At 57.8% G+C, this 12,481-nt stretch carries 9 protein-coding genes; 8 read left to right on the top strand and 1 reads right to left on the bottom strand.

Annotated features, from left to right (window positions below; genetic code table 11):
* Nucleotides 1–409 precede the first annotated feature (409 nt).
* Nucleotides 410–1,336: a LysR family transcriptional regulator gene (locus JW799_RS16910; RefSeq protein ID WP_080834011.1), complete on the bottom strand. Its 927-nt coding sequence runs from the start codon at nucleotides 1,334–1,336 to the stop codon at nucleotides 410–412.
* A gap of 186 nt (nucleotides 1,337–1,522) precedes the next feature.
* Here JW799_RS16910 and JW799_RS16915 point away from each other — a divergent pair, with 186 nt between their 5' ends.
* From JW799_RS16915 to odhB, 8 genes are all read left to right on the top strand, one after another.
* Complete coding sequence (locus JW799_RS16915; RefSeq protein ID WP_080835414.1) at nucleotides 1,523–2,191, top strand: succinate dehydrogenase cytochrome b558 subunit; 669 nt, start codon at nucleotides 1,523–1,525, stop codon at nucleotides 2,189–2,191.
* A gap of 15 nt (nucleotides 2,192–2,206) precedes the next feature.
* Complete coding sequence (sdhA, locus tag JW799_RS16920; RefSeq protein ID WP_205430782.1) at nucleotides 2,207–3,964, top strand: succinate dehydrogenase flavoprotein subunit; 1,758 nt, start codon at nucleotides 2,207–2,209, stop codon at nucleotides 3,962–3,964.
* 3 nt (nucleotides 3,965–3,967) lie between these two features.
* A complete protein-coding gene (gene sdhB, locus JW799_RS16925) occupies nucleotides 3,968–4,732 on the top strand; it encodes a succinate dehydrogenase iron-sulfur subunit (protein WP_205430784.1) in 765 nt (254 codons plus the stop codon).
* A gap of 284 nt (nucleotides 4,733–5,016) precedes the next feature.
* Nucleotides 5,017–5,610 carry a thymidine kinase gene (locus JW799_RS16930; RefSeq protein ID WP_080834005.1) on the top strand — a complete coding sequence of 198 codons (594 nt, stop codon included), beginning with the start codon at nucleotides 5,017–5,019 and terminating at the stop codon, nucleotides 5,608–5,610.
* 156 nt (nucleotides 5,611–5,766) lie between these two features.
* Nucleotides 5,767–7,113 (top strand): ISLre2-like element ISTco1 family transposase, encoded by a 1,347-nt coding sequence (locus tag JW799_RS16935; protein ID WP_080836672.1) that lies wholly within the window; start codon nucleotides 5,767–5,769, stop codon nucleotides 7,111–7,113.
* Nucleotides 7,114–7,385: 272 nt separating this feature from the next.
* On the top strand, nucleotides 7,386–8,003 hold the full coding sequence (locus tag JW799_RS16940) for a Uma2 family endonuclease (protein WP_205430785.1): 618 nt from the start codon (nucleotides 7,386–7,388) through the stop codon (nucleotides 8,001–8,003).
* A 234-nt stretch (nucleotides 8,004–8,237) separates the two neighbouring features.
* Complete coding sequence (locus JW799_RS16945) at nucleotides 8,238–11,105, top strand: 2-oxoglutarate dehydrogenase E1 component (protein WP_205430786.1); 2,868 nt, start codon at nucleotides 8,238–8,240, stop codon at nucleotides 11,103–11,105.
* Nucleotides 11,106–11,110: 5 nt separating this feature from the next.
* A complete protein-coding gene (odhB, locus tag JW799_RS16950) occupies nucleotides 11,111–12,364 on the top strand; it encodes a 2-oxoglutarate dehydrogenase complex dihydrolipoyllysine-residue succinyltransferase (RefSeq protein WP_205430787.1) in 1,254 nt (417 codons plus the stop codon).
* The last annotated feature ends 117 nt before the right edge of the window (nucleotides 12,365–12,481 follow it).

Consider the following 12,481-nt stretch of genomic DNA (forward strand, 5'->3'; position numbering starts at 1 on the left):
CCTCCCCGGACCGTTATTTGCCCCGAAGCGCGAAATCGCAATTAACGACCATTTCTTGTACAAAACGTACCCGCGGAAAGGGAAGGCGAAAGGCCATTGAGAGGTTGCGAATAGTGGCGACAGCGGAACCGAAAACAAAAAACGGCGACGCAGGGATATGCTCCCTGACGTCGCCAATCTTTTTTATGCAGCAGCTCCTATGTGCGAAAATTGCGGCTCGAGCTTACTCGAGAATGTACAGTTTAACGTTTTGGAAGCCGAAGATTTTCGCTTTTTCGCGCGATTCGGGGATGAAAATATCGGTGGTTTTGGCAGATTAAGCTTGAATTTCCTGACTCGGAAGAGTCTATCCAGCTCCTAGTGAGGATAACATACTTTTTAACGGGCAATATACCGGAAACATTCGCCATCAAGGCGTCAAATGCTCGCTCGATTTGAAGCTGTTCCGGGAAAAATAGGCGATCGTCTCTTCGATGAGATACCGCGTGGACGGGACGAGCCAGCCCAAGTCTCCGTAGATGAGCGACGTCGTGCGCTTGGTCACCTCCAGCTCCTTGAGCCGGACGACGTACAAGTCGTTGTCTTCCAGAAGCTGCGGGCGCAGATAGGACGTCGGCAGCAGCGTGCCAGCGCGGCAAGCGGCGAGCAGGCGGACGATCGCTTCGAACGAATCGATTTCCATGCGGACGTCCGGTTTGATCCCATGGCGCCGGAACAACTCGTCGGTAAGCGTGCGGTACCAGGTTCCGGGGGCGAATAAAATCATCGGCAGGCCGTTCAAATCCTTCATTTCGAGCTGGGTTTTTTCCAATATAAAATGCGTGCGCGGCAGCACGAGCATGAGGCTGTCGTCGAACAGGGGGACGCTCGTGACGGCCGGGTCGTCGTCGACGGCCGAGGCGACGATGCCGAAGTCGACTTTCCGTTCTTTGACGAGCGTGGCGATTTCATGCGATTTTCCCGTGATCGCCTTGATTTCCAGGTTCGGATGCTTTTCGGTGATCGCCTTGACGATTTCCGGAAGCGTCGTTTGCAGCGACGTCAGGCTCGCGCCGATCGTCGTCACCGGCGCTTCCTCCGTTTTGAAAGCGTTCAAGCGCTGAAGGTATTCGCCGTGGAAGCGGCGCAGCTCCAGCGCGAATTCGTACGTGAGCTGGCCGGCCGGCGTCAGCTCGAGCCTTTTGCCGATCCGCCGGAACAGATCGACCTCCAGCTCCCGCTCCAGCCGGGCGATGCGGCGGGAAAGCGCGGGCTGCGTCAAATTGAGCCGTTCGGCGGCCCGGTTTAGGCTTGAATGCTCCACGACGGTGGCGAACAGCTTCATATCTTCCAGCATAACAGGTCATCCTTCCGCTTATGCGTATTCGGTATAAGTGTTAATAAAAAATAAGCAGTTCCATTATAAGCGAAAATGCAGTAACCTTAGAAGAGTGACAAAATCGTGACGAAAAAGCGCTTCCGCGACAGTAGCGGCCGTTTTTCGTCCAAAACGTACGGATTCGAAAGGAGCAGGCACAACGACATGAGTGGAAATTCGTATTACCCCCGCAAGCTTCATTCGCTGCTCGGAGTCATTCCGCTCGGGCTGTTTTTCATCGAACACGCCCTGACGAACTACTCCGCGTTTGAAGGCGGCCCGGAAGGCTTCAAGGATGCGGTAAATCTGCTGAACAGCCTTCCGCTCGTATTTTTCCTGGAGCTGTTCTTCATCTGGCTTCCGATCGCATTCCACGGCGTTTACGGGCTGTATCTGGCGTTCACCTCCGACCTGAACGTGAACCGTTACAGCTACGGCCGGAACTGGGCGTTCGCGCTGCAGCGGATTACAGGGGTGATCACCTTCATCTTCGTGATTTGGCACGTGTGGACGACTCGCGTTCAAATCGCGCTCGGCAACACGACTCATGAAGAGCTGGGCAACCATATGCACGGCATCGTCAGCAATCCGGTTTATTTTACGTTCTTTATTATCGGCGTTCTGGCCGCCTCGTTCCACTTCGCGAACGGCCTGTGGGCGTTTCTGGTCAGCTGGGGCATTACGGTCGGACCGCGCGCCCAACGCGTCTCCTCGAACATCTGCATGGGCATTTTCGTGATCGTAACCGCCTTGTTCCTGCTGTCGCTGTTCGCGTTCCGCGGAGAAGAGTTCGCGGCGGCCGCTTCGGCGCTCGGTTCGGTAACGATCAGTTAAGGGGAGGAAACATCAATGGCAAATCAAAAAGTGATCGTCGTCGGCGGCGGCCTGGCAGGTTTGATGGCTACCGTCAAAGCTGCGGAAGCGGGCATGCGGGTCGACCTGTTCTCGCTCGTGCCGGTCAAGCGGTCGCACTCGGTGTGCGCGCAAGGCGGCATCAACGGCGCGGTAAATACGAAGGGCGAAGGCGACTCCCCATGGGAGCACTTTGACGATACGGTGTACGGCGGAGACTTCCTCGCGAATCAGCCGCAAGTCAAGGCGATGTGCGAAGCGGCTCCGGGCATCATCCATCTGATGGACCGGATGGGCGTCATGTTCAGCCGGACGCCGGAAGGCCTGCTCGACTTCCGCCGGTTCGGCGGCACGCAATATCACCGTACCGCGTTCGCGGGCGCCACGACGGGACAGCAGCTGCTGTACGCGCTGGACGAGCAGGTTCGCCGCTGGGAGGCCGCGGGGCTCGTGCAGAAGTTCGAGCACTGTGAATTTACCGGCGCGGTCGTCGACGAGGAAGGCATTTGCCGCGGCATCGTGACGCAGGACCTGCGTTCGATGGAAGTGAAAACGTTCCGCGCGGACGCGGTCATTCTGGCGACGGGCGGCCCCGGCATCATTTTCGGCAAAACGACGAACTCCGTCATCAACACCGGCACGGCGGCAAGCGCCGTGTACCAGCAAGGCGTCTATTACGCGAACGGCGAATTCATCCAAATTCACCCGACCGCGATTCCGGGCGACGACAAAAACCGTCTCATGAGCGAATCGGCCCGCGGCGAAGGCGGACGCATCTGGACGTACAAGGACGGCAAGCCGTGGTACTTCCTCGAAGAGAAATATCCGGCTTACGGCAACCTCGTGCCCCGCGACATCGCGACTCGCGAAATTTTTGACGTCTGCGTCAACCAGAAGCTCGGCATCGACGGCGAGAACAAGGTTTATCTCGACCTTTCCCACAAGGATCCGAAGGAGCTGGACGTCAAGCTCGGCGGCATTATCGAGATCTACGAGAAGTTCACCGGCGACGACCCGCGGAAAATTCCGATGAAGATTTTCCCGGCGGTTCACTATTCGATGGGCGGCCTGTGGGTCGATTACAACCAGATGACGAACATTCCGGGGCTTTTCGCTTGCGGCGAATGCGATTATCAATACCACGGAGCCAACCGTCTGGGCGCAAACTCGCTCCTTTCGGCGATCTACGGCGGCATGGTGACCGGACCGAAGGCGATCGAATACATCAAAGGCCTGAAAAAATCGGCCGAGGACGTGTCCGAGAGCGTATTCGAACGCGAGCGCGCGAAAGCGGCCGCCCAATACGAATCGATCCTGAAATTGGACGGCAACGAGAACGCCTACGTCATGCACAAAGAGCTTGGCGAATGGATGACGAACAACATGACCGTCGTCCGTTTCAACAAGAAACTCGAAGAGACGGTCGGCAAAATCAAGGAATTGAAAGAGCGCTACAACAAAATCAACATTAACGATACGGCGCGGTGGAACAACGCGGGCGCTTCGTTTACCCGCCAGCTGTGGAACATGCTGGAGCTTGCCGAAGCCATGACGGTCGGCGCCCTTCTGCGGAACGAAAGCCGCGGCGCGCACTATAAGCCGGAATTCCCGGAACGCGACGACGAAAACTTCCTGAAGACGACGAAGGCGAAATGGACGCACGAAGGTCCGGAAATTTCGTACGAGGACGTGGATGTTTCGCTCATCAAGCCCCGGAAGCGCGACTATTCCACCAACAAGAAGAAGGAGGGATAAGCGATGGCCGAAACGGCAACCGCCAAACGCACAGTCAAATTCATTATCACCCGTCGGGACAATCCGGACTCGGCTCCTTACACGGAAGAGTTCGATATCCCGTACCGTTCGAACATGAACGTCATCAGCGCGCTGATGGAAATTCAGCGGAATCCGGTCAAGGCGGACGGCTCGAAAACGAAGCCGGTCTGCTGGGAGTCGAACTGTCTGGAAGAAGTGTGCGGCGCCTGCTCGATGGTGATCAACGGCAAGCCGCGCCAGGCTTGCTCCGCGCTGATCGATCAGCTCGAGCAGCCGATCCGCCTCGAACCGATGACGACGTTCCCGGTCGTCCGCGACCTGGTCATCAACCGTGAGCGCATGTTCAACGCTCTCAAGCGCGTCAAGGCGTGGATTCCGATCGACGGCACTTACGACCTCGGCCCGGGCCCGCGGATGGCGGAATCGAAGCGCCAATGGGCGTACGAACTGTCCAAATGCATGACGTGCGGCGTCTGCCTCGAGGCGTGCCCGAACGTCAACGATCGCTCCAGCTTTATCGGACCGGCCCCGATTTCGCAGGTCCGTCTGTTCAACGCTCACCCGACGGGCGAAATGAACGCCCACGAACGTCTGGAAGCGCTGATGGAGGACGGAGGCATCGAAGGCTGCGGCAACTCGCAAAACTGCGTGCGCTCCTGCCCGAAGGGCATTCCGCTGACGACTTCGATCGCGGCCATTAACCGCGACACGACGAAGCATATGTTCAAGCGCTGGCTGACCATTTAAGACATTTAGCTTTCGCTGCCGGGGGCTCGTCCTTCGGAGGCTGCTTGGGGCCGTCCCGAAAGGTCAAAATCGACCTGGGGGACGGCCCCTTCTGTCTATCGATAGGCATACAGAACCGGTCAAGCAAGCGAACTTCCTTCGGACGTCTGGAAGCGATGCTGGCAAAGCGCCGAAGCGAGGAGTAAAATGGAACGAAGGCACGGGGCGGTTTTGCGAACGAATTGTCCGGTCGTTTGTAAACAGCACGAATCAAGCCGCGGGTGCGGAAGACCGGAGGGAAGCGAATGGCGCAGCTGTACTTTAAATACGGAACGATGAACAGCGGCAAATCGATCGAAATCATTAAGGTCGCGCACAACTACGAGGAGCAAGGCAAGCCGGTATTGCTGTTCTCTCCTTCGATCGATACCCGGAGCGGGCACAACCGCATCGGTTCCCGCGCGGGTTTGACGCGCGAAGCGATCCCGGTCGAGGACGACACCGATTTATTCGAAAGCGTGAAGTCGTTCTTGCCCAGGGAAGGCCGAAAACGCATCTACTGCGTGCTCGTGGACGAAGCCCAATTTTTGAACAAAAAGCAGGTGCTGGACCTCGCGAGAATCGTGGACGAGCTCGACATTCCGGTCATGGCGTTCGGCCTGAAAAACGATTTTCAAAACAACCTGTTCGAAGGAAGCTATTATTTGCTTGCCTACGCGGACAAAATCGAAGAGATCAAAACGATCTGCTGGTACTGCGACCGCAAGGCGACGATGGTCATCCGGTATAAAGACGGACAGCCCGTCAACGAGGGGGACCAAATTCAAATCGGGGGAAACGAGGATTACAAGCCGGTTTGCAGGCGATGCTACAACGGGGCGTTCGAGGGTCCGAAGTGACGGTTGCACTGGCGACGTTGCATTGGCGGGTTCCCGGCTCTTGATAGTGTAAAATCTCTGTGGGTGTAGGAATTGGAAAAAGCGGATATAGAAAAAGAGCTTCTCCCTTGGTAAAGTGATGTTTGCGCACAACACACCAAGAAGGAGGAAGCTCCTGTGAGCCACTTTACCACAACAATGCCGACGATGAAAGAGATTGAGCAATGGATTTTCCGGAAAATGCAGGAGGAATTCGCTCGTGCGATGAAGCAGGTACTGGAGGCGCTGGATCAGCAGATCCTGGAGCAACGGGACCGAGAGCGTTATCGAGTAAAGGACGAGCGTGAAACAAGCGTCAACACAGTGTTCGGGAATGTGCGCTTTAAGCGGAGATTGTACTGTGACCGTAGAAGCGGCAAACACGTGTATCTGCTGGATCAGCTGTTGCAATTCGAAGGGCGCGGGAAAGTCAGTCCGCATTTGGAAGAGACAGCAATCGCATTCGCAAGCCAAGGACCGTCGTACCGGGACAGCGCAAAGAGGCTGGAGCAGCTTTTGGGCTACAATGTGCTGAGCCACCAAGCGATCAGGGAAAAACTGATGGAGCGTGCGCAACAGCCGATGCCAGCGGTGAAACGGCGCGCTGCCCGCGTGCTGTTCGTGGAAGTGGATGGGCTGTACACGAAGCTGCAGCGGAGCAAAAAGCGCGGGATGGAGAACGCAATTGCAGTCGTACACGAAGGCTGGGAGAAGAACGGCAAGCGGGTACAGCTGAAGAACAAACAGCATTACCTGCATACGAGCGGCGGCGACTTCTGGGAAGGGTTCGGGGACTTTCTGGTGGAGCGTTACGAAATCGACGAGAACACGTGGCTTGTGGTGAACGGAGACGGCGCGGCGTGGATCGGGGAATGTACATCCTACTTTCACCAATGTCTGTACATGCTGGACCGCTTTCATGTGGCGCGTGATTTGAAACGCTTTGTTGGTCATTTGCCGCAGGTGTGGGAGACCGTGAGACGGTCTTTGGCCAAACAGGATGCAGCCGCGCTTATGGCGGTCCTGGAAGGCGTGTCGGAGCAAGAGATAGCGGAAGAGAACCGGAAGGATTGGAAGCCGTATAAAAGATTTCTAAAGCGGCATGAGAAGCATTTGGACGACTACCGAAAAACACTCCAGGCGAAGGGGATCGACACAAGCGGTATGCGCCCGATGGGAAGCGCGGAATCGCAGATGCGTATATTCGCCAAGCGGACGAAGCGTGGCGGGTACAGTTGGAGTGAGCGAGGCGTCAGGGCGATGCTGAGGACGATGATGAGGATTCAAGAAGCGGGCACGGTGGTAAGAACGGTTGAAGGACAAGCGAGTAAGCAGGCAACGCCGCAGCAGTCGATAAACATGCGGCAATTGCTCAAGAACGTGACGCAACCGGTCAAGGGTTGTATCGCTGGAATGATTCGCATGCTGCAAGGACCGAAGCAAAGCAGCACAACGGGTATGGCACTCAAAGCACTTCGCGGATAACGGCAAAAAATTCTGACAAATCACTTGTGTTTGATGAAAGAACGAAGCAAAGCGCTTACAAGGAAGAGGTTCCTTCGGGGTTCGCGTTCCAGGCATCTTAAATGACTGCCCACGCTAGCTTGACACTGACCCGGCTCTTCGCGGCGTTGACACGAAGGACGAACCGATAGATAATAAAAGCAACGAAAGACGGGGAAGCACCTCACAAAGCCGATCACGATGCGTGCAGCTTTGATGAGGTGCTATTTGCATGATGGAGGGCGAATGTTCGGATGAACGGGGAAAAGCGGTCGAAAAGGACGGCAAATGCCGGCGAGCGCGCGGCGACGATCCGGGAACAGCCGGTAACGTACGACGATTACGCCAACATGCCTGATGACGGAAAGCGGTACGAGATCGCGGACGGCGTGCTGGAGTCGATGTCTCCGGGGCCCACGCCCAAGCATCAAGTCATCAGCTATTTCATGCAAAATGTTCTTACGAACGGATGTCAGAACGATTATATCGTCATTGCGTCTCCGGTCGATCTGATTTTGTCCCCGACGGAGGTCCGCCAGCCCGATATCGTCATGATTAACCGCAGCCGAATCGGGATTATCACCCGCAGGGGGATCGAGGGCATTCCCGATCTCGTCGTGGAAATCCTTTCGCCTCATTCGGTCAAGCGGGACAGGTTCGACAAGCTGGACGTTTATTCCGCTTACCGGATTCCCGAATACTGGATCGCCGACCCCGGCAACGAAGCGCTGGAGCAGTACGTTTTGTCTGACGGAAGCTACGAGCTGCTCAACGTCTATGAGAGGGACGAGGCGGTCCGGTCCGAACGGCTGCCCTGCGTCTCTTTTACGATGGGGCAGATTTTGGACGCCGCGGCAGATTTGCCGGGGTGAAGCGGGCGGCTTAAACGGATGTCCGACGACCGCTTGAGAAAATGAATGGCCCCGGGGGTCGTGCTCGGAGCCCCTTTTTTCCTTGCGCGGGCCCATCCATCTCATTTTGAGATGATATTGATAGGAATTGATTATTTTTAACATCGTCAAGGATATACTATAATTTCTAGGGTGACTTATTTACGTTTAAAAATTCATTTTATCGACAAATCAATGAACTCGAGGGGTAGGACCATGGCGACAGAAGAGTGTACCCAACGTGAATTCTGGGAAAAGTACTACGGCCACAATTTGGGCTACATCCAGGAGCAGTATGAATTGTATTTGAGCAATCCGGAGGCGGTAGAGCCGGAATATCGCGAACTGTTCGCGACAAAAGGAGCGCCGCCTCTTCGCTATGCCGGTTCGGCCGCGCAGGCGGCTCCTTCGGCGGCCGGAATCGACCCGCGGCAGCTGCGGAACGCCGTGCTTGCCGGCAAGCTTGTTTTCAATATTCGCGCTTACGGCCATTTGGCTGCGGACATCGATCCGCTGGGCATCGGTCCGAAAGCGGATACGAACATTATGGAGCCTTCCGCGTTCGGACTGAGCGAAGCGGACCTGGCGGCTTTGCCGGCCGAGCTCGTATGGGAAGGCGCTCCGGCGGGCCTCGCGAACGGCTGGGAAGCGATCAAGAAGCTGCGCGAAACCTACACCGGAACGATCGCCTTCGACTTCGGCCACGTTCATTCCGAAGAGGAAAGAAAGTGGCTGAACCATTGGGCGGAGCAGGAAATTCCGTCCAAGAAGCCGAACGCCGCGGAACAGCGGAAGCTGCTGACCCGCCTGATCGAGGCGGAGCAGTTCGAAGATTTTCTGCACCGCACCTTCGTCGGCCAAAAACGGTTCTCCGTAGAGGGCAACGACGTGCTGGTCGCGCTCGTGGACGAAATCGTGCACGAGCTGACGAACGACGGCGTCCGCAACATCACGATGGGCATGGCTCACCGCGGCCGCCTGAATATTCTGGCCCACGTGCTGAATAAGCCGTATTCGAAAATTTTTTCCGAGTTCCATCATTCGCCGAACAAAAATCTGATCCCGTCCGAAGGCTCGATCGGCATCAATTACGGCTGGACGGGGGATGTCAAATACCATCTCGGAGCGAACCGTTCGATCAAGACGGGCGAAGCCGTCGAAACGCGCATCACGCTGGCGAACAATCCGAGCCATCTCGAGTACGTCAATCCGGTCGTGCAAGGCTTCGCGCGTGCCGCCCAGGAGGATCGGAGCCAACCGGGCTATCCGAAGCAAAATTTCGATCTCGCGGCATCGATCGTCATGCACGGGGACGCGGCTTTCCCGGGCGAGGGCATCGTAACGGAAACGTTGAACCTCGGCCAGTTGCGGGGCTACGGAATCGGCGGCACGATCCATATTATCGTCAATAACAAAATCGGCTTTACGACCGAGAGCGTCGATTCGCGTTCGACCCATTATGCGAGCGACGCGGCCAAAGGATATGAAATTCCGATCGTTCACGTCAACGCGGACGATCCTGAAGCCTGCATCGCCGCGGCGCGAATGGCCGCCGAATATCGCAAACTGTTCAAGAAGGATTTCCTGATCGATCTGGTCGGCTACCGGAAATACGGCCACAACGAGGGCGACGATCCGGATGCGACCCAGCCGCTGATCTATAAGAAAGTGAAGGCTCACCCGTCGGTCAGCAAGATCTACTGGAACAAGCTTTCCGCAGCGGGCGCCCTGAGCGAGGGAACCTACGACGAAATCAAAAAATCCGTGCTCGACAAGCTGAAGGAAGCGTACGAGCAAGTGAAGCAGAACGAAGGGCAGGAAGCGGTGCACCAATCGCCGCCCGAGGCTGACGACAAGGAACCGGCGTTCCCGACGGCGGTGCCGCTCGAGAAGCTTCGCGAAATCAACGCCGAGCTGCTGCGGTGGCCGAACGGATTCAAGGTGTATCCGAAGCTGCAAAAGATTTTGGAACGCCGCGCGGACGCGCTGAACGAAGGGGAAAAGGTGGACTGGAGCCACGCGGAAACGCTGGCGTTCGCCACGATTTTGTCCGAGGGCCGTCCGATCCGGATTACCGGGCAGGATGCCGAGCGCGCCACGTTCGCGCACCGGAACCTCGTGCTTCACGACCCGGAGACGGGCGACGTGTTCTGTCCGCTGCACCGCTTGCCGCAAGCCCGGGCATCGTTTGCGATTCATAACAGCCCGTTGTCCGAATCGGCCGTTTTGGGCTTCGAATACGGCTATAACGTGTTTTCTCCCGAAACGATGGTCATCTGGGAAGCGCAGTTCGGCGATTTCGCGAACGTGGCGCAGGTGCTGTTCGACCAGTTCATCGCGGCCGGACGCTCCAAATGGTCCGAAAAATCGAGCCTGGTCATGCTGCTTCCGCACGGCTTCGAAGGCCAGGGGCCGGAGCACTCGAGCGCGCGGCTCGAACGGGTGCTGCAGCTCTCCGGCGAAGAAAACTGGATCGTGGCCAACGTTTCGAGCGCGGCACAGTATTTTCACCTGCTCCGCCGCCAAGCGTCCCTGCTGGGCACGGACAACGCGAGGCCGCTCGTGCTCATGAGCCCGAAAAGCCTGTTGCGGAACCCGCGCGTCGCTTCGGCGCCTGCGGAGTTCAGCGAAGGCTCGTTCCGCTCCGTGTTGGAGCATCCGGGCCTCGGAGGCAAGAAAGACCGCGTCGAACGGCTCGTGCTCTGCTCGGGCAAAGTGTCGATCGATTTGGCCGAAGCGCTTGAGAAGGAAGAGAACGGCAAGACGGATTGGCTGCATATCGCCCGCGTCGAGCAGCTTTATCCTTTCCCGGCGAACGAAATCGCCGAAATTGCCGGACGCTACCCGAAACTGAAAGAAATCGTATGGGTTCAGGAAGAACCGCGCAATATGGGTGCTTGGAATTTCGTCGAGTCCCGGCTTCGCGATCTTGCCCCCGCCGGCGTCTCCGTTCAATATATCGGCCGCCCGGACCGTTCGAGCCCGGCTACCGGCTTCCAGCAGGTCCACGCGCTGGAACAGCAGTATATCATCTCGCAAACGTTGAAGCCGAGTCGTTCCTTGACTCTTAACTTGGGGAGGTAACAACAGTGCAAGAAATCATCGTACCCGCTATGGGAGAATCGATCTCGGAAGGAACCATCGCCAGATGGGCCGTTAAAGTAGGCGATACGGTTCAGCAGGGCGACCTGCTGCTCGAACTGGAAACCGATAAAGTCAACCTGGAAATCAGCGCGGACCAAGGCGGCGTCATCGCCGAAATCATCCGCCAAGAAGGCGACACCGTGCAAATCGGCGAAGTCGTCGGACGGATCGGCGAAGGCGGCGCTGCCGCGGCCCCTGCGCCCGCGGCCCCGGCCGCTTTGGCTCCCGCAGCTCCTGCAGCCGCACCGGCAGCCGCGCCGGCCGCACCGGCAGCCGCTCCCGCGGCCGCGGATTCCGCCGCGAACGTTCCGGCATCCCCGGCCGCCCGCAAGCTGGCGCGCGAGCAGGGCATCGACTTGAGCCGCACGCCGACCCGCGATCCGCTCGGCCGCGTCTATCCCGAGGACGTGCGCGCAGCCGGTTCCGCTCCGGCCTCCGCTGCCGCTCCGGCAGCCAAGCCTGCGGCGGCCGCAGCTCCGGCCGCCGTCAATCCGGCCAAGCCGTCGGAACGCAAGCGCATGTCGCGCCGTCGGCTGACGATCGCGAATCGCCTCGTCGAAGCGCAGCACAACGCCGCGATGCTGACGACGTTTAACGAAGTCGACATGACCGCCATTCTCGACGTTCGCAAACGCCGCAAGCAATCGTTCCAAGAAAAATTCGAAGTCAACCTCGGCTTCATGTCGTTCTTCACGAAAGCCGTCGTAGGCGCGCTCAAGCGGTTCCCGCTGCTCAACGCGGAAATCGACGGCGAAGACATCATCGAAAAGCACTACTATGACATCGGCATCGCCGTGGCCGCCAAGGAAGGCCTTGTCGTTCCGGTCGTACGCGACGCGGACCGTCTCGGCTTCGCCGAAATCGAGCGCACGATCGCCGATCTCGCGAAGAAAGCCCGTTCCAATACGCTGAGCCTGTCCGATCTGAGCGGCGGCACGTTCACGATCACGAACGGCGGCGTGTTCGGCTCGCTGCTGTCGACGCCGATTCTGAACGCGCCGCAAGTCGGGATTCTCGGCATGCACAAAATCCAGTACCGTCCGGTCGCCATCAACAACGAGACGATGGAGATCCGCCCGATGATGTACCTTGCGCTCTCCTACGATCACCGGATCGTGGACGGCGCCGAAGCGGTCAGCTTCCTCGTCAAAGTCAAGGAACTGCTCGAAGATCCGGAATCGCTTCTGCTCGAAAGCTAAGATCGCGCGTCCGCTTCGGACGTTGCCCGGTGCTTGTCGCCTTTCAAACCGCCTCGCGGCCTCCTGGCCGGGGCGGTTTTTTTTGGAGACGGCGCGGCTTGCGGGACAGCGGGAGAT

The organism is Cohnella algarum, assembly GCF_016937515.1.
Lineage (GTDB): Bacteria > Bacillota > Bacilli > Paenibacillales > Paenibacillaceae > Cohnella > Cohnella algarum.

What these genes read in the sequence shown, in the direction of transcription:
- JW799_RS16940 (WP_205430785.1), top strand. Translation starts at nt 7,386, where the DNA reads ATGAACGGGGAAAAGCGGTCGAAAAGGACGGCAAATGCCGGCGAGCGC.
- JW799_RS16930 (WP_080834005.1), top strand. Translation starts at nt 5,017, where the DNA reads ATGGCGCAGCTGTACTTTAAATACGGAACGATGAACAGCGGCAAATCG.
- sdhB (WP_205430784.1), top strand. Translation starts at nt 3,968, where the DNA reads ATGGCCGAAACGGCAACCGCCAAACGCACAGTCAAATTCATTATCACC.
- JW799_RS16945 (WP_205430786.1), top strand. Translation starts at nt 8,238, where the DNA reads ATGGCGACAGAAGAGTGTACCCAACGTGAATTCTGGGAAAAGTACTAC.
- JW799_RS16915 (WP_080835414.1), top strand. Translation starts at nt 1,523, where the DNA reads ATGAGTGGAAATTCGTATTACCCCCGCAAGCTTCATTCGCTGCTCGGA.
- sdhA (WP_205430782.1), top strand. Translation starts at nt 2,207, where the DNA reads ATGGCAAATCAAAAAGTGATCGTCGTCGGCGGCGGCCTGGCAGGTTTG.
- JW799_RS16910 (WP_080834011.1), bottom strand. Translation starts at nt 1,336, where the DNA reads ATGCTGGAAGATATGAAGCTGTTCGCCACCGTCGTGGAGCATTCAAGC.